Source organism: Halorubrum sp. LN27 (genome assembly GCF_016635065.1).
Lineage (GTDB): Archaea > Halobacteriota > Halobacteria > Halobacteriales > Haloferacaceae > Halorubrum > Halorubrum salipaludis.
Genome location: NZ_JAEPET010000001.1, coordinates 1,400,464 through 1,423,067, shown reverse-complemented (window position 1 = coordinate 1,423,067; position 22,604 = coordinate 1,400,464). Strand labels below are relative to the sequence as shown.

The window sequence follows — 22,604 nt, the reverse complement described above, 5'->3', positions numbered from 1 at the left end:
AACCGGCTCAGTACAGGTCGTCGAGGTCGGACTCGACGTGCGAGTGCTCCTCGGCCGGGAACTCGCCGCTCGCCACCGCCTCCTTGTACCGCTCGACCGCGTCGAGCATCTCGCCGCGGACGTCGCCGAACTGCCGGGAGAAGGGCGGCGACCACTGGCCGAGCCCGACCGCGTCGTTGATCACGAGCACCTGCCCGTCGCAGTCGGGGCCGGCGCCGATGCCGATCGTCGGAATGTCGAGCGCCTCCGTCACCGCGCCCGCGAGGTTGGCGGGGACGTGCTCCAACACGAGCGCGAACGCGCCGGCCTCGGCGTGTGCTCCCGCCAGCTCGACGATCTCCTCGGCGGCGTCCTGATCGGTCCCCTGCCGGGCGTAGCCGCCGAGGCGGTTGACGTGCTGGGGGGTCAAGCCGAGGTGCGCCATCACCGGGATGCCGATGTCCGTCATTCGACGCGTCATCTCGACCGTGTGGGGGCCGCTCTCGATCTTCACCGCGTCGGCGTTCGCCTCCTTCAGGAGTTCGCCGGCGTTGCGCACCGACTCCGCCTCGTCGACGCCGAACGAGAGGAACGGCATGTCGGCGACGACCAGCGCGTCCTCGGTCGCGCGGGCGACCGCCGCGGTCCGGCTCTCGACCTCCGCCATCGTCACCGGGAGCGTCGAGTCGTACCCGAGGACCGCGTTGCCCATGCTGTCGCCGACGAGGATGACGTCGATCCCCGCCTCGTCGACGACCGCCGCGGTCGGGGCGTCGTAGGCGGTCAGCATCGTGATCGGCTCGTCGCGGTCCCGGAGTCCCCGCGTCGTGGTCATACCTCGAACACGCCCGTGCGACCGGTTAAAATCGCCGGAATCCGGAAGATCGGAACCCGACGGATCGGCCCTTCCCCTTCGACGGATCGGCCCTTCCCCTTCGACGGATCGGCCCTTCCCCTTCGACGGATCGGCCCTTCCCCTTCGACGGATCGACCCTCCGCTCTCCCGGACCACCAGCTCCGTTCGCTCCGCCCGCGCGGACCGTCACCGATTTGCACGTCCGCCACCGACGACCGGTCGTGCAACCCGTCGAACGCGCCGAGTACGAGGGGATCGACTACGGCTGGGTGATGCAGACGACGTTCGTCGTCACCATTCTGGTGGGCGCGCCGGTCGTCGCGGTCCTCTCCGCGTTCGTCACCCTCGACTCGTGGGGGGCCCGCGCGGCCTTCGCCGTCCGGGTCGGCGCCCCCATCTGGTTCGTCACCGCCGTCGCCGTCGCGGTGTACGCGCGGCGCACCGACGCGGGAGACGGGGGAGTGGAGAAATCGGAGGGCGACAGCGGCGGTTCCGAGAGCGCCAACGCCGGAGACGACTACGACGATGCCGGCGAGACCGACGACGACCCCGAGGCTGTCAAGTCGGAAGACGCCGACGAGATCGGTCCGCGGGACGCCTGAGCGCTCGGTCCTCCCCCTTTACTGGTCGAGCAGGTCCGCGGCCCACGCGAAGGGGACGCCCGCGCGCTCCGCCGCCACGGCGTCGCGCCGCGAGTCGCCGACGAACAGCGCGCGCGCCGGCTCGGCGCCGAGCCGCTCGACCGCCGCGAGCACCGACTCCGGAGCCGGTTTGTACGTCTCGACCGTGTCCCGCCCGACGATCGCGTCCGGGTCGAGCGCGTCCCCGAGCCCGTGGGTCTCCACGGCGACCCGGCAGGCCTCCTCGCAGTTGAGCGAGCAGACGCCCGCGGGCGGCCCGGCGTTCCCGCCGTCGAGGGCCTCGATCAGTCGCCCGCCGAGCGGGAGCAGCGCCGAGTCGCGCGCGCCGGCCCGCTCGTGGGCCGCGATGGCCTCCTCGACCTCGTCGCGGATCCCGTAGTCGTCGGCGGCCCCGAGCAGGCCCCACAGCTCCTCCGTCGGCGGTATCATCGCGTTCGCGGCGTACACGTCGAGGACCGACTCCGCGACCGCGGCCCAGTCGACCGCGAGCTCGACGAGCGTCCCGTCGAGGTCGTAGACGACGGCGTCGTACGCGGCGAGGTCGACGGGTCGGTCGACGCTCGGGACGGGGCCGCCGTCGGCCGCGGCGGATCGGCGGCGGTCGTCGGCGACACCGGATCGCCCGTCTCCGCCCGTCACTCGCCCAACACCCCCCGCGCGATGATCGTCTTCTGGATCTCCGTCGTCCCCTCGTAGATCTCCGTGATCTTCGCGTCGCGGTAGAACCGCTCCACGTCGAACTCGGTCGTGTAGCCGTACCCGCCGTGGATCTGGACGGCCTCGTTGGTCACCGACATCGCGGTCTCGCTGGCGCGGTACTTCGCCTGCGAGGCCGCGACGCGGTTGTCCTCGCCGGCCTCCGCCTGCCGGCACGCCTCGCGGACCAGCAGGCGGGCCGCCGAGATGTCGGTCGCCATCTCCGCGAACTTGTGGCGGATCGTCTGGATGTCGTCGATCGGGCCGCCGAACTGCTCGCGCTCCGCGGCGTACGCCTTCGCCTCGTCGAAGGCCGCCTGCGCCAGCCCGACCGCCTGCGACGCGATCCCGATCCGACCGCCAGTGAGCGTGCGGAAGGCGGCCGAGAGCCCCTTCCCCTCCTCCGTGAGCCGGTTTTCCGCCGGGATCCGGCAGTCGTCGAAGCTGATGCCGGTCGTGTCCGAGGCGCGGAGCCCGAGCTTCTCCTCCTTCTTCCCGACCTGGAACCCCTCGGTATCGGCAGGGACGAGGAACTGGGTGATCGATCGCTCATCATCGCTGTCAGTCTTCGCGAAGACGATCGCCACGCCCCCGCGCTTCCCGTTCGTGATCCACTGCTTCTCGCCGTTCAGGACGTACTCGTCCGTCTCCGGGTCGTACTCGGCGGTGGTCGACATCTCCGCCGGGTTCGAGCCGGCGTGCGGCTCGGAGAGACAGAACATCCCCACAGGCCGGCCCGACTCCGCCATCTCCGGGAGCCAGCGCTCCCGCTGGGCCTCCGTGCCGAACTCGGCGATACACGAGGTGGCGAGACAGTGGACGGAGAGGGCCGTCGCCACCGCGAGGTGGCCGTACGCGAGCTCCTCGTTGACGATCGCGTAGGTCGTCTCGTCGGCGCCGAAGCCGCCGTACTCCTCGGGGACCGTCAGCCCGGTCAGGCCGAGTTCGGCGAGCCCGTCCCACACGTCCTCCGGGAACGACTCGGCCTCGTCGGCCTCGCCGGCCCCCGGTCGGACCTCCTCGGCCGCGAACTCTCGGACGAGGTCGCGGATCGCCTCCTGTTCGTCGGTGAGCGACGAGCCGACGCGTGCGCCAGTCATACCGTTCGGTTCGATCTCACACTCAAAAAGGTGGGCGATCGGGGGGTCGTGTCGCTCGCGCGCCGCGGCCTCCTCGCGTGCCGCCCGATTCGTTCTCGCGCGCCGCCCGCTACTCCCATAACGGGTACAGTTCGTCGCGCGGCGCCTCGTCGATCCGGTCGCCGTCGAGGAGGACGGTCCCGGCGCCGGGGTCGGAACCGCTTCCGTCGTCCCCTGCCGCCCGCACCTCCCCGATCTCGCCGACCGCGATCCCGACGGCCGCCAGCGCGTCGGTCGCCTCGGCGACGCGCTCGGGAGGCACCGCCGCGAGCAGCGCGCCGGAGCCGAACGTCGCCAGCGGGTCGACCCCGAGGGCGTCACAGCAGGCCTCCGTTTCGGGTCGAACCGGGACCCGGTCGCGCTCGACGGACACGACCGTCCCGCTGGCCGACGCCGTCTCGACCAGCGCGGTCAGCAGGCCGCCCTCGGTGGGGTCGTGCATCGCGCTCGCGGCGTCGCGGACGGCCGCGGCGTCCGGGACGACGCTCACCTCGTCGAGGAACCCAGCGGCTGCGTCGAGGGTCGCCTCCGGAACGCCGGCCTCGGCGCATTCCTCGCGGAAGTCGGTGGCGAGGATCGCCGTCGCCTCGATCCCGGCGCCCTTCGTGAGCAGGAGCCGGTCGCCCGGCTCGGCCCCGCCGCTCGACACGAACCGGTCCGTGGTGCCGAGCGCGGTCATCGAGCAGAGCGGACGCTCCAGCGACGGCAGCACCTCGGTGTGGCCGCCGACGATCGCGACGCCCAGCTCGCGAGCGGTCGCGTCGACCTGATCCGTGACGGTCCGCCGGCGATCCGGGTCGTCGTCGGGGAGGAAGAGCGTGTGGGTGAGCCACCGCGGGTCCGCGCCGCTCGCGGCCACGTCGTTGCAGGCGACGTGGACCGCCAGCTCGCCGACCGCGTCCGCCGCGAGCGACAGCGGGTCCGCGGCGACGACGAGGGTGGAGTCGGCGCCGTCGAGGTCGATCGCGGCCGCGTCCTCGCCGTAGGCGGGGCCCGTGTCGACCGCGGCGTCGTCGGCGCCGGTCGCCGCGAGCACCTCGGCGAGCGCCTCGGGCCCGAGCTTGCCGGTCATCGGTCGCGGAGCCACGCGACGACGGCCTCGGGGTCGGCGTCGAGCCCGCCGCCCTGCGCGAAGGTCGGACCGCCGCCGCCCCCGCCGCCGAACTCGTCGGTGACGGCGGCCACGACATCGCCGGCGTCGGGGGAGCCGTCGTCGTCTTCCTCGCCGATCGCCTCGTCCGCGACCGCGACGACCACGAACGGCGCGTCGCCGGTCCCGACCGCGGCGATCACGTCCGGCGAGCCATCGGCGGCGAGGACGCGCTGGGCCGGCTCGCGCAGGTCGTTCGGGTCGGCGTCGTCGACGGTTCCGACCGCCCACGTCGCGCCGTCCGCGTCGGCCTCGCCCGGCGGGAACTCCCGCAGGCGCGCGGCGAGCAGGTCGGCGGTGGCGGCCTGCAGGTCGGCCTCCAGCCGGTCGGCGCGGTCGCGGAGCCGGCCGACCGCGTCCGGGAGCTCGCCGACCCGCGCGTCGAGGGCGGTCGCCGCGTCGAGCGCGGCGGCGTGGACCGCGGCCTCGTGGTCGATCGCGGTCGGCCCCACCGCGAACTCCACGCGCGTCACGCCCTCGCCGGGGTTCGACCGGTCGAGCACGGAGACGGGGCCGATCTCGCTCGTGTTCCGGACGTGGGTCCCGCCGCAGGCGGCCACGTCCCACGTCGGCGCGGCCGAACCGTCCGAGCCGTCACCGTCGCGCTCCCCGCCGCGCTCGCCGACCGTCACGACGCGAACGGCCTCGCTCCCGCTCATCGCGCCCTCCTCGGTCTTCGTGTTGAACGCGATCCCGTCGAGCGCGCGGGCCTCGTCCTCGGGCAGCGTCTCCCACGACACCGGCAGCGAGTCCCAGACGGCGCGGTTGGCGAGCCGCTCCAACTCGACGAGGTCCCCGTCGTCGAGGGGCTCCGCGGTCGTCAGGTCGACGCGCACCTTCGTCTCCGAGATGTCGAAGCCGGCGTAGCCGAGCTCCTCGCAGGTCCGGCGCGCCGCGCCGTAGAGCACGTGCGAGGCGGTGTGTGCGCGCGCGCAGTAGGTCCGGAACGCGTCGTCGACGACCGCCGAGACGGTCTCGCCGGCCTCGGGGAGCGCCTCGGCGTCCGCGTCGAGGACGTGGACCACGTCGCCGTCGCGCTCGACCACGTCCGCGACGAGAATCCCGTCGATCGTCCCCCGGTCCGCCGGCTGGCCACCCGACTCGGCGTAGAAGTACGTCTCGCTCAGCACGACCTCCCGGCCGTCGACCGATTCGACCGTCGCCTCGAACTCCCGGACGTCGGGCTCCGCCGGCGCGCGTGACGCAGTCATTGACGGTGCGTGGAGGCGGTCGGATAAATAGGTGGGCGCCTCGTCGCCTCGACGTTCCGGACCGTCGGAGCGGCGCGCCGGTCAGATCGAGAGGATCGCGTTGACCAGCGTCCGCGTCGCGACCGCGGTCGCCGCGCCGAGCCACGTCAGCAGGACGAAGTGAATGTAGCCGTTCGCGGGGTTGCCGCCGTCGATCCGGCGGATCATCTGCGAGGAGAGGGCCGCGTTGAACAGCACGACCGTGAGCAGCAGGTACTCGATCAGCGGGATGTCGTACGCCCCGGGGTAGACGATCTGCCCGATGTCCATCTGGTCGAGCTGGAAGTCGGACGTGAGCTCGGCGAGGATGGCGACGATCTCCAGCCCGATGAAGAAGGCGAACGTCGCCGCCGCCGTGATCCCGTACAGCAGGCCGATGAAGGTCATCGCCGCCTGCCGCCGCTGCTCGCGGAGCTGGTTGACGGCGTTCATGTTCTTCGAGATCAGCTCGCCAAGCATCTTCGGGTCCCCGCCCATCTGCCGGCCGACGAGGTACATCTCCGAGAACTTCTGGATGAGGTACGACCGCGTGTCGTAGGTGAACGCCTTCCACGCCCCCTCGGTGCTGATCCGCATGTTGAGCCGGCGGTAGAGCCGCTCTATCGACGGCGAGAGGTCCCCGAAGTTCTTGTCGCGCAGCGTGGTCAACACGTCGGTGGTCGTCGACTGCTTGGCGCTCTCGGTCGCGCCGAGCGCCCGGATGAACGAGGGGAACTCCCCGTCGCGGGCCGTGATCGCCTGCTCCTCCTGCCGCAGGATCACGCCGGTGATAAAGAGCGGCGAGATGGGCACCGCGAGGTACAGCGGGAGCCGCACGTCGTCCATGAAAAAGAGGAGCCCGGGGAGCCCCGGGCCGTACCCGAACATCCCGGCGGCCGTGATCCCGATGATGAGGAAGGAGAGGCCGCCCCCGATTCCGAGGGACGCCCACAGCTTCAGGTCGCCGGGGGCGCGCTCGTCCGGGTGGAACCAGATCGGGTCGTACGGGGAGGTCGCCCGGATCATCGCGTAGAAGCCGAGCTGGACGAAGACGAAGAGGACGATGACCGCCGCCACTGTCGCGGTCGGGTCGTTCCCGGTCAGGATGGGGAGGACGATCGCGAAGACCAGCGCGAACGTCATCGAGAGGATCATCGACATGTACAGGTCCTTCATCACCTCCAGGTTCGACAGTGAGGACTCGTACACCGTCTCGTACTTCGCGAGCATGACGTCCTGCTCCGAGACGAGGAACTCCTCCAGCGACTGACCCGCGCCCATCGTGTAGCCGAGCCGGTCGAAGAAGTCGGCCATCGCGTCCGAGGGGACCTCCTCGGCCCGCCGGCGACACGCGTCGTCGAGGCTCTGGTTCCAGGTGTCGACGAGGTGGACGACCCGGTTTATCTCCTCGGCGGCGACGCCGTACTCCTCCTCTTTCGCCAGCGTCCGGAACACCTCCATGCGGTCGATGTTCGTCGTCGACAGCACGGTCATGTGCGTCATCACGAGGTGCAGCTGGTTGTCGATCTTGGTCTCCAGACTGGAGAGGTAGATCTTCGGGTAGATCACCGCCGCGACTAACACGAGCCCGCCGAACATCGGGACGGGGACCCGCGCGGCGAACGGGAGCGGGAGGACGAACAGCCCGACGACGCTCGCGAGGAAGACGAGGACAGCCGGGATCAACACGAGCCCGACGTACTTGCGCTTCGAGATGTCGAGCTTCTCGTACGACTCCAGCACGTCCGAGGTCAGCTGCGCGGCCGTCGCGAGCCCGTTTCCGACCTCCTTCACCGCCATGGCTATCTGACGTTCCGGTGCATGTCGAAGGGGAGCCCCTCGACGCCGTCGCGCTGGAAGGAGTTGATCGCGTCGTTCACCTCGTGGTAGCCCAGGATGTCCTCCTGGATCATCCGCTCGATCAGCTCGGCGCGGAACTCCAGGTCGTCGTAGATGTCACGGGTGTCGGCGTACCCCAGCAGCGTCGCGATCTGCTCTTCGAGCACGTAGGAGTTGTTCATCCCCTGGAAGACGATCTCGTCTTCGACGGGGTCCCAGCTGAACACCTCGCGGGTGACGACCCCCTCCATCTCCTTGGAGTACCCCTCGATCTCCTGGACGCTCGTCACCCGACGGAGGACCTTATCGCCCTGCTTCACCCGGTTCTGGAACAGCGCCACGTCGGCGTTGTCCATGAACGTCTCCGGGACGTTGATCGGCTCGGAGGTGAACCGCTGGATCATCGAGACGATGTCCGAGGCGTGGAACGTCAGCATGACCGGGTGGCCCGTCTGGGCCGCCTGGAACGCCATGCGCCCCTCGGCGCCACGGACCTCCCCCACGATGATGTAGTCGGGGCGCGACCGCAGCGCGGCGGCGACCAGGTCGAACATGTCCACGTCGGAGGAGCCCTCGCCGCCGCCCTCGCGGGTCAACAGCTGCTGCCAGGTGTTGTGCGGCGGGATGACCTCGGCGGTGTCCTCCGCGGTGTAGATCTTCGAGTCGTCCGGGATGTACGAGAGGATGGCGTTCAGCGTCGTCGTCTTCCCGGACGCCGTCTCCCCGACCACGAACACGGTCTGTTCGTTCTCCAGACAGAGCCAGAGGTACGCCGCGAGCTGCGGGGACAGCGTCCCCCAGTTGGTGATCTGGTTGATCGACAGCGGCACCTCCTCGCCCTGCCGGATCGTGAGCGAGGAGCCCTTCAGCGACACGTCGTCGGAGTAGATGATGTTGATACGCGACCCGTCGGGCAGCGTGGAGTCGACGATGGGGTCGGAGTCGGAGAGGGGGTCGCCGATCCGCTCGCCCATGTTGCGCAGCCAGTTGTCGAACTCCTGGGGGGTCCCGAAGTCGACGGTCGTCTCCAGCATGCCGTAGGTGCCGTGGTCGACGTGGCACTCCTTGGGGCCGATGACGTGAATGTCCTCGTTGGCCGGGTCGCGCATCACCGGTTCCAGCGGTCCGAGCCCGACGATGTCCCGGTTGAGCCGGTACCGGATGTTCTCGTAGGTCTCCTCGGTGACCGACAGCTTCCCCATGTTGAGCACCTTCGAGAGGCTGCCGCGGAACCCCTGATTCTGCTCGTCGATGTGGGTGACCTCCTCTAACAGCTCCTCGATGAGGTCGTCGTACTCGGCCTCCGAGTCGGGGGCGCTGTGCTGGCCGCTCACCGTGAGGAGCCGGCTCTTCACCTCGTTGAGGACCTCCGCCTGCGGGCCGGAGACCTCCGGTTCGATGGCGTAGTACTTGGTGTCCTGCCCAAGGTCGCCGTAGATGTGGCTGTAGATCGGCCCGCCCACGGGATAGATGACGTTGGGGCGGTTCGACTCGTACTCGTCTTTCGGCTCCTCGATGAACTGCGGGAACTCCCCGGTGATCTGTTTGAACTCCCGCAGGTGCTCGCGGAGGTGCGGGCGCCGCATCGCGGCCTTCCGGAGCTCTTCCGACGGTTTCGCTGTGCCGTGTTCGGTCATGGTCTACTCCGTGTCTCCTGTCTGATCGGTCACATCCCGGTCGGCGGGACGGCTGTGCGTCGGCTCGCTCATGTGTTCAGGCGACGCTCCGGCTCTCGATGACGATTCCGGTTCCCGACCGGACGGAGAACCCGATCGTGTCGCCGACCTGTTCGCCCATCCCCGCGAAGCGCTTCACGTTGATCTGGCGGCGGATGTCGTTGCCGACCTCGATCATCTCCAGCTCGAGGAACACGTCGGCGATCGACCGGAACGGGCCGATCGCGTCGTCGTCGACGGCCGAGGGGTCGACGGTGAGCACCACCACCTTCCCCTGCGAGATGATCTCGCGGAAGAAGGAGATGATCTCCAGGGCCGCCTGCCGCTCCTCGTTCTTCCGGACGAGCGCCTCGAAGGTGGGGTCGTTCCGGAAGATGGCGTCGAACGTGTCGAGGAACACCACGTCGGAGTTCCACATCGCCTCCGCGTTCATCAGGCGCTTGAGCAGCTCCTTGCGCTCCCCGTCGTCGTCGGAGAACGCCCCGCCGGAGTCGAAGTCGGCGTGGAGGAAGAGCAGCTCCTCCTGTAAGAGGGGCTTCACCATGTCGTACTCCAGCGAGTGCATCTGGTCGATGAACCCGCGGACGGTGAGCTCGGTCGACATCATCGTCACCGACGCGCCCTCCTCGACGAGCCCGTAGGCGAACCGCTGGGAGATGGCGCTTTTCCCGGCGCCGTAGTCGCCCTCCATGAGGACGATGCTACCGCGGGGGATCCCGCCGCCGAGCTCCTTGTTCAGCCGGTCGCGCTCGCCGAGGCCGAGGGAGAGGAGGTTGTCGCGGGGCATCTCAGTTACCCCCCTCCACGCGGAACTGGAACAGCTCCTCGTCGCCGCTGGCGGTGACGAACACGCGGTGGTCGCCGTCGTCGAGCCCGTCGTTCGTGTCGCCGAGCGCGTTCGTGTCGATCGTGAGCCGCAACACGTCGCCGCGGCTCCACGCGGTCGCGCCGTCGGCGGAGACGAGCTCGCCGTCGATCGCGTCCGGCCGGACGTACTGGCCGTCGAAGACGACGTCGAGGCCCGAGCCGTCGGGCGCGAGCCGATAGGTGCCGGTGTTCTTTATCAAGAGGGTCACGTTCTGGTCGCCGCTCGCGTTGTACACCCCCGCGTTCGCATCGGAGATGATCGTCACGTCGGTCCGGAGCTGCTCGGTCGCGTCGAGCCCGGCGTCGTCGACGGCGGAGCTCACGCGGTCGACCCCCGTGGTGATCGTGCCGACCACGCCGGCGGCGATCACGAGGCTCGCGATGAACAGGATGAGGTGCGAGACGGGGACGCTGGCCATCTACGCGCTCACCTCCGCGGCGTCGCGGACGCCGGACTCGACGACGAGGACGACGCGGGTCTCGCCCGTGACCTCGGTCGAGAGGTCGGTCTCGTCGACCTCGATGGTGAGCGTCTCGCCGCCGAGCCACAGCTCGGTGTCGCCGTCGCCGTCGACGGTCGTGGTCGCGTTCGGCCCGCCCACGTCGACGTACTCGTTGTCGACGACCAGCGTCGCGTCGCCGGCGACGAGCCCGAGGGAGCCGTCGTTGGTGGCGTTGACGGTGAGGGTCGTCCCGTCGAACGTCGCGTTCGTCACGGCGAACTCGGTGTTCTGTCGCTCGAGCGCGCGCTCGTTCATCCCGTGTTGTGCGTCGCCGACGCGGTCGAAGCCGTTGGCCGCGACGGGGTAGAACGTCGTGAACGCGAAGAACAGCCCCGCGACGATGATGGCCGTCGACGCGGAGACGCTAACGCCCATCGCCCCACCCTCCGTCGGCCGGGTCGGCGCGGTCGGAACGCGGGTTCGGGTCGTTCATCGGCCGCGGGGAGCCGCCGTTGCGCTCGCGGCCCTCGGAGCCCCGGCGGTCTTCGCGGCCGCCCCGGCGCTCCGCCTGCCCGTCGCGCTCCGCGCCGCCGTCGTGTCCGTTCTCGCTCGCGCGCCGCTCGCGGTGGCCGTTGCGGCGGTCGTCGGAGCGGTCGGGCGCGCGGCGGTCGCGGCCGCCCTCGCGTCGCCCGTAGCCGCCGCGACCGCCGGACCCGGCCCGCGGCGGACCGCCGCCGACCAGCGATCCGCCGGCCAGGTCGTCCCAGCGGTCGAGCAGCAGGAGGTGGCCGCTCGTCCCGTTGAGCTGGGTCACGTACCGGAGGCTGCGGGTGTGGTGCTCGCGGACCAGCCGGTCGGTCCCCGGCCGGTCGACGAGGTTGCGGTCGATCGTACCGAACCCGGAGAGGAAGTCGCGGAGCCGCGCGGCCGCCTCGGGACCGACCCACTCGATGCGCTCGTAGTAGTTGATCGCCCGCACCGCGTCGGTGACGTCGCTCTCGGAGACGAGGAACTCCAGCCACTCCATCACGAGGAGGTCACCCACGTAGTCGCCGGGCAGCTCCGTGAGGTACGGCTTGCCGCGGGTCCCCGAGAGGTCGTCCTGCTGGACGTACTCGAAGCCGCCGCCGTTCGCCTCGGCGGGGTCGCCGCCGGGCTGCTGGCCGCGCGAGCGGTCGGGTTCCGGTTCGGGTTCCGGCTCCGGCTCGGGCTCCGGCGCGTGGCCGTTCGTCGCCGGCCCGTCGTCGACGGGCTCGTCGTCGAACGAGTCCATCCCGTCGTCGAAGTCGACGCCGTCGTCGGCGCCGTCGTCGAACGGGTCCGGCTCGTCGCCGAGCTCCTCCTCGAAGGAGTCACCTCCGTCGTCGAACGGGTCCTCCTCCGCGCCCGCGTCCGTTTCGGCGCCGTCCTCGTCGGCCCAGTCGGCCTCCCCGGCGTCGTACTCCTCTTTCAGCTCGCTGAAACTCTTTCCATCGTCGTTCATGTCGTCTCCGTCGTCCGCCGCCGCGGTCTCGGACGCGGCGTCGGCGGGGTCGCCGTCGTCCGTGTGCTCGTCGCCCGGTTCCTCGTCCAGCTCGGCGAGCTCGTCGTCGTCATCGTCCTCGAAGTCGTCGTCGAGCAGGTCGTCGTCGAAGAACCCGTCGGCGTCCGCGTTCGCGACGTCTTCGTCGAGGTCGTCGTCGCCCGCGTCCTCCCCCTCGTCGTCGTCGAAGAGGCCGAACGAGCCCTCGCCGCCGCCGTCGACCCCGTCGAAGCCGCTGGAGTCGTCGACGAACGGGTTGATGCCGCGGGTGACCATCTCGTAGATGTCGAGGAGGTTCCGCACGTCCTCCTCGATGTCGTCGACGGCGGCCGAGATCTCCTCGTTCTCCGATCGGACGGTCGAGACGGTCGAGGAGAGCGAGGCGACCTCGTTCTCCAGGTCGTCGAGCCGCTTTTCGAGTTCATCGGTGTTCGCTCCGCCGCCGCCACCGCCGCCGTCGTCGAACTCGTCGTCCCACTCGTCCATCCCGTCGAAGTCGTCGAAGTCGTCGCCGCCGCCCATCCCGCCGCCCATTCCGCCACCGCCGCCGCCGCCCATCCCTCCGCCGCCGAAGGGGTCGTCGTCGCCGCCCATGCCCCCGGAATCGTCGTCGTCGGAGCCGTCATCGTCGAGGAATCTGTCGAGGACGCTCGCACCGACGAGCCCCAGCGTGGCGACTATCCATGCGGCCGTTGGAGCTCCCCACACCGGTAGTTCGAGGCCCATTACCGTGTACCACCCCCAGAACACACTTCAATTCACCCCTCAAAATATCAGCCGTGAGAAGGCATCCGGTCGCCGGAGGTCCGGCGACGGTGCGGCCGCTTTCGAGCGAGACGGGTCAGAGGGTCCGCTCGAACCCGTCAGCGGCGCGGACGACCAGTCGGCCGTCCGCCCTGAACCGGACGGTCCGCCCGACGCCGTCGCCGACGGCGCGCTCGACCACCGGGATCCCGGCCGCGTCGAGGCACTGCTCGGCGCGCGCGACGTTTCGGGGCCCGACCGCGTCCGTGAGATCGAGCATCTCCGCGCCGCCGGCGACGCGCGCTTCGAGCCGGCCGGCGGACGCGCCGGCGTCCTCCAGCTCGGCGATCAGCGTCTCGATCCCGGTGTCGACGTACTTCCCCGGTCGCTCGATGCCGGTGTCGCTCCCGGTTCCGTTCGGCAACATCGCGTGTAACAGCCCGCGGACGCCGGCCGACCGATCGACGAGCGCCACGGCGACGCACGAGCCGAGACCGCTCGTCGTCAGGGTCTCACCGCCGGTCGCGACCGACAGGTCGCTGACCCCGACCTTGATCCGGCCGGCGTCGGGGGCGGGAGAGCGCGTTCGCTCGCGAGACGACGGCGGGTGACTCACGGCTCCGAGAGCCGTTCGAGCGCCCGCGCCAGTTCGCGCTCGTCCGGGAGCGCGTACACGTCACACCGCGTCTGGATCCCCTCGGTCTGGATCGCGGCGTCGATCACGAACCCGTAGTCCTGCCGCCGGCTCAGCTTCGCGACCAGCGGGCTGATCGTGGCCGAGCCGATGTCGTGGACGAACTCCGGGGGCGAGTGGGTGATCGAGGTGCCGAGCACGTTCGCCCAGCCGTCGATGAATCCGCTCGTCATCACGTTGCCGAGCTCGCAGAGCGCGTTCTCGGCCATCCCGCCGAGCGGCTCGTCCGGCTCGCTGGGGAGCATCGAGGCCGCGATCTTCGCCGCGGACTCCTCCTCGAAGAGGATCGCGAGGTAGCCGCTCGGCTCCCCCTGCAGCTCGAAGACGGTCCCGGCGTGCGGCTCGACGCCCACCTCCGCGGGCACGTCGGCGAGCGGGACGAACCGCAGCCGGCTCACGTCGACGCTCGTGTCGAGCCCCGTCATCATCGCGATGTTGTCGGCGGCGTTCGCGGAGCCCCGCTTCGCCAGCGACGCGAACGTCGACAGCGACTCGTAGGGGACCGCGGTGCTGTCGGCGCCGTCGTTGCCCGCCTCGCCGTCCGCGCCCGGCGCGGCGGCCGGTGCGGTCTTGCCGACGACGAGGTCGCGGAACTGCCCGGAGTCGGGGAGCATGTAGATCGAGAAGTCCAAGTCCGTCGTCGTCGCGTCGAGCCGGCTCTCGAAGAGGAACACGCCGTCACCGGCGAGCGCCCCGTCGGGGAGGACGGCGGCGCCGTCGGCCTCGAAGTACCGGGGCGGCGTCATGTCGATCGCCTTCCCGAGGTAGTTCGCCCAACCGTCGAGGAAGCCGCCGAGCGCGATGTTGCCGACCTCCGTCACCGCGCTGCGGCCCATCGACGACCCGCCGGGGAGAAGCGAGAGCAGGGCGTCGACGTTGTCCGCGTCGAACGCGAGGACCGCCTCGCCCTCCAGCCCGCCGCGGAGCCCGACGCTCACGCCGATCGACTCCCGGCCGGCGAACGCCTCGGCGAGGTCCTCGCCGCTGGCGACGCTGGCGCCCGTGACCTCCACAGAGAGGTCGGTGCCCGTCAGGTCGGTGAGCGCGCCGGCGGCCTGTCCGGCCCCCCGCTCAGCCAACCGGTTGCAGGCGCCGAGCGCCCGGACGTCGACGCGCATTATACCGCCGATCCGATGGCGTCGAGCACGTTCGGCTTCTGGAACGGCTTCGTGATGTACCCCTCGGCGCCGGCCTTGATGGCCGCCTTCATCTTCTCCTCCTGCCCGACGCTGGTGCACATGATCACCGTCGCCTCCGGGTTCTCCTCGAGGATCTCCGTCGTCGCCTCGATGCCGTCTCGGATCGGCATCACGATGTCCATCATCACGAGGTCCGGCCCGTGTTCTTCGTACATGTTGACCGCCTCGACGCCGTTTTCGGCCTCGCCGACGATCTCGAACTCCCCTTCGAGGATCTCCCGGAGGAGGTTCCGCATAAACTCCGAATCGTCCGCGATAAGCACGCGCGTTGCCATGGTTATCTGGAAGGCGGGACAGCGGTCACTTAACGACTCCCCCGCGGTTCTCAGCGCTGAGAACCGATACGGCGGAACGAGTCACCGAGGACTCGAGCCCGCCAGACCCAGTGGCCGAGGGGCTCAGACCCAGTGGCCGAGGGGCTCAGACCCAGTGGCCGAGCAGATACGTCGCGCCCACGAGGACCGTCCCGCCGAACGTCTCCCGCGTCCCGATTCCGAAGGGGAGCAGCGTCGCCGGCCCGTCGTCGGGCGCCTCGCCGCCGGGCGCCTCGTCGTCTCCGCCGTCCGACGACTCCGCTTCCAACCCACCGTCGTCCGTTCCCTCGTCGTCCGAATCGTCTTCGTAGTCTCCGCCGCCGTCGGTCGCCGCCGATCCCCCTTCGGTGCCAGGGTCGTCGACGCGCGTCACCGACGGGTTCTCCTCCACGGTCAGCGTCCCCGTTACGCTGTGACCGTCGATTTCGAGCACGTATGGGTACTCGCCCGGCTCCAACTTGGCGTTGAGCTCGCTGAACGTTTCCGCCTTCGAAGTTCCCGGCTTGACCCTGAGATAGCGCTTATCGACGATCATTCCGTCGCCGATGTCGAGTGATAGTTGCTCTCGGGTCTGTACCTGCCCGACGTTCCGTACCATCGCGGTGAGATTCGATAGCGACTCACTCGGGGCTACCGTGAGGTTTGTCGTTGTTTCGTCTCCCAGCCGCAGGCGAGCGGGATCTTCTGCGTCGTCAACGATAATAATCGTCCGGCTGTCCTGCAGTGATTGTCCTTGGTAGAGACGGTAGCTCGCCTCCGTCCCCGGCGTCACATTCGTGAGCCCAGTGTCGACCGAGAAGTTTCCGTCCTCGATCGTCAGCTCGGACTCAGCCCGTGACGGCTCGCCGTCATCGTCTCTGACGATCGTCGCCGACAGATCCGTCACGGGTAGGATCGACGTCGTCCCGGTGATGGTCTCGTTGTCAGGCTCGACGAGGAGGTCGCCGTCAGCTGTGGTGTGGTCGTACCGGACGTAGCGCTTGCGGACGCTGAACGACGCCTCGGCGCTCACGCGACCGTCGGCGCTCTCGTGGTACGGGTACTGCTCGGACAGCCGGTCGTCCGCGATCGACTTCGGCTCGAACGCGTCGGGCGCTCCCTGCCCCTCGCGGAACGCGTACTGTTCGCCTTGGGTTCCCTCCAAGGCGAACTCGACCGAAAACTCGTCTCCCGGATCGAGGTCATCAGTGAACGGCCCTCCGTCGCTCGTATCTATTGCGAGGTAGAACCGGCTAGGGGCCTGATCGCTTTCCCCGCGTTCGAGTGTTCCTCCCTCAGCGAGATAGAGTGTGACGTCGTCCGGATCGGCGTTCGCGAGATCGAACTCTGACGTTTGTTCGTTTCCATTGGGATTCGTCTGTCGGATTCGCAGCGAGACACCCTCTTCGGCTTCGAGGAGATCGGCGAGGGCCCGATGATCGATCTGCGGGTCGTCTCCGATCGATCCGGCGGATCGCCGTTCGGCGAAATACGAGAGGGCACCCCAGATCCCGGTCGACTCGAATCCCAGTACAACACGGTCTCCCTTTGTCACCACCGTGTGGTCGAGTCCTCTCTCTCTGATCGTGTCGAGCGACTCATCCTCATCCTCACCGTCTGTGGGAACCTCACTGTCCGGGGTCGTGAACACCTCGATACTTTCGTTGAACGCCGGCTTTCGCAACACGAGGTCAGACTCCGCAGCCATCTTGACTGGGTCCACAGCGCCAGAGTCCCGAACGACGAACGTCCCACCTGTGACCGCAAGTCGGTAACGTTGTGGGACGAGCGGGCGAGCGAGCCCTTTCGCGCCAGTCGAGCCGGCCTTAGTGAGGTTTGCGAGGCTCTCAGCAATTACGTCGCCGTCCTCGTTCCTGAACTCAAGATCGCAGTCGACGTCGGGAGCGCTACAGCTCTCAACATTGCTTTGGTTCGTTCCGATAAGCCGCGTATTGATCGTTGTCGACCCACCGGACGCCTTGACGATGTCGACGAATCCGACCGTTCCACCGGAATCTGTGAGGCGGTTGCCGCCGATCAGCAGGTACGCGTCGTCGTTTTCGTTCCCTTTGACGATGTGTCTGATCTCCACCGGGTCCCCCGCGGTCCCGGTGTACATCGGGCGGCTGAACGATCCGCTGATCTCCCGTCGAGTGGCACCGCCCGGGCCCGCCTCGTCGTCGGTCGCGATTGCCCGAGCGATCTCGTCCCCGCCGGCCGTCGCCGGTTCGCCGGCCTCCGCCGCGTCTCCCCCCGCGAGCGTCGCCGGTTCGCCGGCCTCCGCCGCGTCTCCCCCCGCGAGCGTCGCCGCGGCGGGCCCCGTGGCCGCCGCGCCGAGAACGGAGAGGAGCACCGCGAGCGCGACTAACGCGACGCGGAGATCCGAGAGCCGAGCGGGGGGCGTCGCCGCTGTGTCCGTCTCCGCGTCGTCCGGTGAAGGTCTGGAGGTCATCGTGGTGTCAGTTTCGTCGTGACGGGCCGCGCCGCGCCGACGGCCCGCCTGTCGGTTGATACGCCCTCGGGATCTCAGCGACTAAAACGTACCCTCCCGATTATCGCGTCGGAGAACCGGAGCGCCCCGTCACGGGCGGACCGCGGAACGAATCGGCTGACGGAGTCGGGGTCGGGCCGTCGGGAAAGCTCCGAAGAGTTAAGTCCGCCCGCGGTGCCGTTCCGATGGAGATGAAGACCTGCCCCCGGTGTGACTCGTCGCTCGACGACGAGGCCCGCTACTGCGTCGAGTGCGGCGCCCCGCAGACGGAAGACGCCGCCGAGGAACTCGACGAGTACGTGCGGCGGCAGGCCCAGCAGACAGGGGGCGGCTCGGGCGGCGGCGACAACGCCGGGGACGACGGCGGCGGATCCGGATTCGTCCCGACAGAAGAGCTCACCGACCGCGAGCAGCTCTGGCGCCGGGGGTGTTACGTCGCCGGGTACGGGACCACCGTCGTCGCGCTCACGCTGATCCCGGAGATCGGGGCCTTCCTCCTCGTCCTCGCCGGAATCGCGATCTTACCGCCCGTCCGTCGGCTGACCGCGGAACCGCTCGGGAGCCCGTTGAAACGCGAGGTGATGGCCGGGCTGTACGCGGTCTTGGCGCTGCTCGGCGTCGCGCTGCTCGTGCTGTTGTGAGGTTCGTCGGGCAGGAGGGTCGGCGAATTGTGACGTTCTGCGACCAGTTCAGCCCGTAACGGTTCCAAAACTCGGAGTTCGACGTTTCAGTCGCTCTGGATGCGCGGGGCGAGCATGAAGGTCACGTGGCCGAGCCCCTCGGCGAACCCGTAGTGGAGCTTGACGGGGAACTCCTCACCGAGCTCGACGGTGACCTCGGCGTCGGAGGGGATCGCCTTGTTCATGTCCTTGAGGTAGTCGAGGCTGAACAGCGAGTCGGCGGGGCCGGCGGTGAGCGCGATGAGGTCCTCGCGGTCGAGCCGCAGGTCGACGTCGTCGGTGTCGCCCTCCGCCTCGATGAAGAACGCCTCGTCGGTCTCGTCGACGCGCAGGCGGATGTGGTCCGAGACCATGTCGGCGGCCTTGATCCCGCGGTCGATCTGCGCGCCCTCGACGACGATCTCGGAGGCGAGGTCGAGGTCGGGGATGTCCGGCTCCTGGCGGATGGAGTCGGGGTCGATGAGCGCGAGGGTGTACGAGAGCCCGTCGATCTCGATGTGGAGCTTGCGGGTCTCCTCGTCGAGCTCGAGGTGGATCAGGTCGCCGGAGTTGGCCATGCCGGCGATGTCTTCGAGGCGGGCGAGGTTGACGCCGATGACGCCGCCGTCGGCCTCGTAGGACTCGAACGCCGCGGCTTCGAGGGTGAGGTCGACCATGCCGACGTTGGCGGGGTCGACGGCGCGGATGGAGAGCTCCTCCTCGTTGAGGCGGATCTTGCACTCGTCGACCAACACGCTCACCGAATCGAGCGCGTCCTGTAGCGTCGACGCGCCCACGATGGCCTTGAACATATACGTTCGGCTAGGGCGGTATCACCTAAAAAGGCACCCGATCGGACCGGCACGGAAACGCTCAAAGCGACCGGATCAGCCGGGCGACGACCGCCGAGTCGTTTCCGACGACGAGATCACAAGATCGGGAGATCAGACCCGATGACATCAGTGTACGGCCCGATATCTCGGATCCGCCTTGCGGATGAGTTATTTGAACGCCGGCCAGCTCATCCACGCGAGCGAGAGGAACGCGAACAGGAGTGCGGCGTACCCGATCAGGTTGAAAATGCCGCTTCCTGAGATTGCGGCCGCCACCAGGAGAAACATCCCGACGCCGAGGCTGATGATGGCTGCGGTGACGCCTTTGAACAGCCGATCGACATCCTGTCTATTCAGGGCTCTCGTTGCCATGGTCTCTCGAACTCGTCGAGCGGAAACCGCTACGTTTCGTCGTTTGGTTCCCGTTCGGGGTCGTTCTCGTCTGTTAACTCCTTCCGCTGGGCTCCTAAATCTTCCTCTGTCTCATCGGGGCGATGTTAAGTTAAGAACGAGGCGGTCGGTATTTCGAATGGTCTATGTCCGAATCCAACCGCCTCGGCGGCTCTACTGATTGGATCGACTTGGAGTTTGTGGAGCGTGAGCGGACACCCCACGAGATCATTGAAACCGGTATTCAACTCCATCTTGCTGGACTATCACTTTCGAATACCAAACAGTATCTTGAAAGGTTGGGTGTCGAGCGGAGTCGAACCGCAATTCACAACTGGATTCAAAAGGCCGATTTACAGCCAGTTGACGGTACGAGCCCGAATCGCGTTGCGGTCGATGAAACTGCGATTCAGATCGATTCGGACAGATACTGGCTGTATGCCGCCGTCGATCCTCAGACAAACGAATTCCTTCACGTTGACGTATTTCCCGTCCAAAATCAACAATTTACGTTGGTGTTTCTCCGCGATCTCAGAGAGAAACACCACGTTGAGGACGCGCTATTTCTCGTTGATGCTGGCGGACACCTCACAGCAGCACTCTCACGAACCTCACTTCGATTTCAAATCACTCGCCATGGAAATCGGAATGCCGTCGAACGTGTCTTTCGAGAAATAAAACGACGAACTTCTTCATTTTCAAATACGTTTAGAAATGCGGAGCCGACGGCGGCAGAATCATGGCTCCGAGCCTTCGCCGTCTGCTGGAACCGATGCTTAAGTTAACACGACCTCTCATCGGAGCTGGTGGCCGTATCCGAGAGAGTCTGTTGTCCCCCGTCCTTCCTCGTGATCGCCAGCAGGTTCATCGGTAGTACGAGCACAGAGACGGTGAGAGCAGACAGCCCAAACGACAGTGTGGTGACGGCGATGAACGCGGGATCGGAGAGCGAGAGGCCCAATGCCCATCGAAGCGCTGCCACGATACTGATCAGAAACAGGAATCCGGTTCCGATGAGGAGTTGAGCGACGTACTCCAAGACGTCGTCTTGCATCTGGTCGGCTAGGTCGGAATTGAAAAGCTGATAGACGACGATCGCGATCAGCGGGACCGAGATCGCGGCGATTTCGAGGACGGTAAGAGCAAGGGCTGCCATTCAGCCGCTCACCTCCACAGCCCTGTCTGACATGGCATTGGATAACGGCGAATCACCTAAAAAGGCACCCGATCGGACCGGCACGGAAACGCTCAAAGCGACCGGATCAGCCGGGCGACGACGACCGCGAGCGTGACCACGATCCGCAACAGTCGGAGGCGCTCGATCCGGTATTCGACCGACTCGGGGTCGCACTCGTCGTCGGTCTCGGACGGGTCGGTCTTGGCCCGGTCGCGTTCCGACCGATCGGGGCCCGACCGATCGCGCTCCCCCTCCTCGGGAGGGTCGACGCCGTCGCGGGGGCGGTCGTCGTCTCGGCCGCTCTCGTCTCGGCCGTTCTCGTCTCGATCGCTGTTGTCTCGTGGGTTCCGAGGCGAGTTCGCTCCGCGGGTCGCGCTCGGCTCGTCGATCGGTGCACCGGTCGGTTCGTTGAGCGTCGGGGGTGCGGGGATCTCGTCGGACATGGAACGACTGCGGCCGACTCGGCGACCGCACGCGACGATACGGAGTTAATTCATAAGTATTCGAGCCGAATGCAAGGCGGAACTGAAAGTCGTCGAGCGGTCGGTCTCCCGGACGCCGCCCGGTGCTCCGAAACCGCTCAGATCAGCGGATCGACGATCTCGCGGCCCTCGGCGAGCAGGTCGTCGACCGCCGCCTCCGAGTCGGCCTCGGCGTACACCCGGAGCTTCGGCTCCGTTCCCGAGGGACGGACGAGCAGCCACGAGCCGTTCTCCAAGAGGAGCTTGAAGCCGTCGAGGGTGACCACCTTCGCGACGCCGTGCCCGGCGACCGACTCGGGGATGTGGTCCTCCAGGTCGTCGAGGACGGCCGCCTTGCGGTCGTCGGGGCAGTCGAGCGACACCCGCCCGGAGGCGATCGCCCCGTGCTCGTCCAGCAGGCGGTCGACGCGGTCGTCGAACGGCTCCGCGGCGTGGGTGTTCGCGGCCAAAAGCGCCATCAGCACGCCGTCCTTCTCGCGGACGTGGCCGCGGAGGGTGAACCCCCCCGACTCCTCGCCGCCGAACAGCGCGTCGCGCTCGCCCATCGCCTCGGCGACCCACTTGAACCCGACGGGGGTCTCGTACACCTCCTCGCCGTGCGCCTCCGCGATGCGGTCGACGAGGAACGTCGTGGAGACGGTTCGGACCGCGGGCCCGGAGTCGTGCTCCAGGAGCCGGTCGTAGCAGGCGGCGTAGAAGAGGTTCGCGTTGAGCACGCCGCGCTCGGGCGTGACGACCGCGATCCGGTCCGCGTCGCCGTCGTTGGCGATCCCCAGGTCCACGTCGCTGTCGGGATCGGTGACGCGAGCGGTGAGTTCGCCGAGGTGCTCGGCCGACGGCTCCGGGGAGTCGCCGCCGAAGGTCACGTCGCGCTCGCAGCGCAGCCGGACGACCTCGGCGCCGGCCGACTCGAGGAGCGCGTCGGTGACCCCCCGTCCGCTCCCGTGCATCGCGTCGTACGCGACCGTGACGCCGTCGAGGTCGATCCCCGCCCCTCCGGTCGCGGCGCCGACGACCTCGCGGGCCGCGTCGGCGTGGTCGCTCACGAGGTCGACCCGCGACACCTCGCCGCGCTCGGCCTCGGGGAGGAGGTCGGGCTCGGCGAGCCGCTCCTCGATGTCCTCGGTGACCTCGGGAAGTGCGGGCGCGCCGTCGTGCGGGATGAACTTCACGCCGTTGTACTCGGGCGGGTTGTGCGAGGCGGTGATCATGCAGGCGCCGGCGAGCCCGCGGTCGACGATGGCGTGCGCGATGACGGGCGTCGGCGCGTCGCGCTCGGGGAGGAGCACGTCGAAGCCGTTGCCGGAGATGACCTCCGCGAGGCTCTCCGCGAACCCCTCCGAGGTCTCCCGGGCGTCGTAGCCGACGGCGACGGGCTCGTCGCGGCCGGCCGCCTCAAGGTGGTCGGCGACCGCCTGCCCCACGATCCGCACGCGCTCGTCGGTGAACGTGTCGAGGGTGGCCCGCCAGCCGTCCGTGCCGAAGGCAATCTGATCCATGTCGACCACGTCGGCGGCGAGGACAATAATGACCGGTGTCCGCTCCCGCCGGATCCGACTGTCGGCTCCCGTCAGATTCGGCCGTCCGCGCCCGTCGGCTCCGGCC

Annotated in this window: 23 protein-coding genes; 3 read left to right on the top strand and 20 right to left on the bottom strand. The window is 68.5% G+C overall.

What is annotated here, in order from left to right; genetic code table 11:
* Positions 1–7: 7 nt before the first annotated feature.
* Positions 8–814 (bottom strand): 3-methyl-2-oxobutanoate hydroxymethyltransferase, encoded by an 807-nt coding sequence (gene panB, locus JIN95_RS06970; protein WP_095636913.1) that lies wholly within the window; start codon positions 812–814, stop codon positions 8–10.
* 242 nt (positions 815–1,056) lie between these two features.
* Between panB and JIN95_RS06965 the strand changes: the two genes are divergently transcribed.
* Positions 1,057–1,437: a DUF5822 domain-containing protein gene (locus tag JIN95_RS06965; protein ID WP_200530938.1), complete on the top strand. Its 381-nt coding sequence runs from the start codon at positions 1,057–1,059 to the stop codon at positions 1,435–1,437.
* Between the two features lie 18 nt (positions 1,438–1,455).
* On the opposite strand, the gene JIN95_RS06960 is transcribed toward JIN95_RS06965, so the two are convergent.
* From JIN95_RS06960 to JIN95_RS06895, 14 genes are all read right to left on the bottom strand, one after another.
* Positions 1,456–2,115, bottom strand: a complete 660-nt coding sequence (locus tag JIN95_RS06960; RefSeq protein ID WP_095636915.1) for an HAD hydrolase-like protein — start codon at positions 2,113–2,115, stop codon at positions 1,456–1,458.
* Positions 2,112–3,272 (bottom strand): acyl-CoA dehydrogenase family protein, encoded by a 1,161-nt coding sequence (locus JIN95_RS06955; protein ID WP_200530937.1) that lies wholly within the window; start codon positions 3,270–3,272, stop codon positions 2,112–2,114. Before JIN95_RS06955 ends, JIN95_RS06960 begins: the two co-directional genes overlap by 4 nt.
* Positions 3,273–3,381: 109 nt before the next feature.
* Positions 3,382–4,383, bottom strand: a complete 1,002-nt coding sequence (locus JIN95_RS06950; protein ID WP_200530936.1) for an AIR synthase family protein — start codon at positions 4,381–4,383, stop codon at positions 3,382–3,384.
* Positions 4,380–5,672, bottom strand: a complete 1,293-nt coding sequence (locus JIN95_RS06945) for an alanine--tRNA ligase-related protein (protein WP_200530935.1) — start codon at positions 5,670–5,672, stop codon at positions 4,380–4,382. Before JIN95_RS06945 ends, JIN95_RS06950 begins: the two co-directional genes overlap by 4 nt.
* Positions 5,673–5,753: 81 nt before the next feature.
* Entirely contained in the window at positions 5,754–7,490 is a 1,737-nt protein-coding gene (gene flaJ / locus JIN95_RS06940; protein ID WP_095636919.1) for an archaellar assembly protein FlaJ, read from the bottom strand.
* A gap of 2 nt (positions 7,491–7,492) precedes the next feature.
* On the bottom strand, positions 7,493–9,166 hold the full coding sequence (locus JIN95_RS06935; RefSeq protein ID WP_095636920.1) for a type II/IV secretion system ATPase subunit: 1,674 nt from the start codon (positions 9,164–9,166) through the stop codon (positions 7,493–7,495).
* A gap of 76 nt (positions 9,167–9,242) precedes the next feature.
* Positions 9,243–9,992, bottom strand: a complete 750-nt coding sequence (locus tag JIN95_RS06930; protein WP_095636921.1) for an ATPase domain-containing protein — start codon at positions 9,990–9,992, stop codon at positions 9,243–9,245.
* A 1-nt stretch (position 9,993) separates the two neighbouring features.
* Entirely contained in the window at positions 9,994–10,491 is a 498-nt protein-coding gene (locus JIN95_RS06925; protein WP_095636922.1) for a flagellar protein G, read from the bottom strand.
* Positions 10,492–10,950 carry a flagellin gene (locus JIN95_RS06920; protein ID WP_095636923.1) on the bottom strand — a complete coding sequence of 153 codons (459 nt, stop codon included), beginning with the start codon at positions 10,948–10,950 and terminating at the stop codon, positions 10,492–10,494.
* Complete coding sequence (locus tag JIN95_RS06915) at positions 10,940–12,763, bottom strand: FlaD/FlaE family flagellar protein (RefSeq protein WP_200530934.1); 1,824 nt, start codon at positions 12,761–12,763, stop codon at positions 10,940–10,942. Before JIN95_RS06915 ends, JIN95_RS06920 begins: the two co-directional genes overlap by 11 nt.
* Before the next feature lie 115 nt (positions 12,764–12,878).
* Positions 12,879–13,397, bottom strand: coding sequence for a chemotaxis protein CheD (locus tag JIN95_RS06910; protein ID WP_200530933.1), 519 nt, complete (start codon positions 13,395–13,397; stop codon positions 12,879–12,881).
* Positions 13,394–14,593 carry a chemotaxis protein CheC gene (locus JIN95_RS06905; RefSeq protein WP_095636926.1) on the bottom strand — a complete coding sequence of 400 codons (1,200 nt, stop codon included), beginning with the start codon at positions 14,591–14,593 and terminating at the stop codon, positions 13,394–13,396. Before JIN95_RS06905 ends, JIN95_RS06910 begins: the two co-directional genes overlap by 4 nt.
* Positions 14,593–14,949, bottom strand: coding sequence for a chemotaxis protein CheY (gene cheY, locus JIN95_RS06900; protein ID WP_008008138.1), 357 nt, complete (start codon positions 14,947–14,949; stop codon positions 14,593–14,595). The genes JIN95_RS06905 and cheY overlap by 1 nt, the downstream gene beginning before the upstream one ends.
* 145 nt (positions 14,950–15,094) lie before the next feature.
* Entirely contained in the window at positions 15,095–17,059 is a 1,965-nt protein-coding gene (locus JIN95_RS06895; RefSeq protein WP_321169254.1) for a BGTF surface domain-containing protein, read from the bottom strand.
* A gap of 590 nt (positions 17,060–17,649) precedes the next feature.
* Between JIN95_RS06895 and JIN95_RS06890 the strand changes: the two genes are divergently transcribed.
* The gene (locus JIN95_RS06890) at positions 17,650–18,099 is read left to right on the top strand and encodes a zinc ribbon domain-containing protein (protein ID WP_095637064.1); all 450 of its coding nucleotides are present in this window, start codon (positions 17,650–17,652) and stop codon (positions 18,097–18,099) included.
* An 86-nt stretch (positions 18,100–18,185) separates the two neighbouring features.
* Here JIN95_RS06890 and JIN95_RS06885 read toward each other — a convergent pair whose 3' ends face one another.
* Together JIN95_RS06885 and JIN95_RS06880 are read right to left on the bottom strand one after the other, a co-directional pair.
* A complete protein-coding gene (locus JIN95_RS06885) occupies positions 18,186–18,929 on the bottom strand; it encodes a DNA polymerase sliding clamp (protein ID WP_095636927.1) in 744 nt (247 codons plus the stop codon).
* Between the two features lie 189 nt (positions 18,930–19,118).
* Complete coding sequence (locus tag JIN95_RS06880) at positions 19,119–19,322, bottom strand: hypothetical protein (RefSeq protein ID WP_095636928.1); 204 nt, start codon at positions 19,320–19,322, stop codon at positions 19,119–19,121.
* A gap of 164 nt (positions 19,323–19,486) precedes the next feature.
* On the opposite strand from JIN95_RS06880, the gene JIN95_RS06875 reads away from it, so the two are divergent.
* Complete coding sequence (locus tag JIN95_RS06875) at positions 19,487–20,125, top strand: IS6 family transposase (protein ID WP_095635287.1); 639 nt, start codon at positions 19,487–19,489, stop codon at positions 20,123–20,125.
* Here JIN95_RS06875 and JIN95_RS06870 read toward each other — a convergent pair.
* From JIN95_RS06870 to JIN95_RS06860, 3 genes are all read right to left on the bottom strand, one after another.
* Positions 20,122–20,496 carry a hypothetical protein gene (locus JIN95_RS06870; RefSeq protein WP_200530931.1) on the bottom strand — a complete coding sequence of 125 codons (375 nt, stop codon included), beginning with the start codon at positions 20,494–20,496 and terminating at the stop codon, positions 20,122–20,124. The genes JIN95_RS06875 and JIN95_RS06870 overlap by 4 nt on opposite strands.
* A 92-nt stretch (positions 20,497–20,588) precedes the next feature.
* Positions 20,589–20,960, bottom strand: coding sequence for a hypothetical protein (locus JIN95_RS06865; protein ID WP_200530930.1), 372 nt, complete (start codon positions 20,958–20,960; stop codon positions 20,589–20,591).
* Between the two features lie 137 nt (positions 20,961–21,097).
* Positions 21,098–22,498: a phosphoglucomutase/phosphomannomutase family protein gene (locus JIN95_RS06860; RefSeq protein ID WP_200530929.1), complete on the bottom strand. Its 1,401-nt coding sequence runs from the start codon at positions 22,496–22,498 to the stop codon at positions 21,098–21,100.
* Positions 22,499–22,604 lie beyond the last annotated feature (106 nt).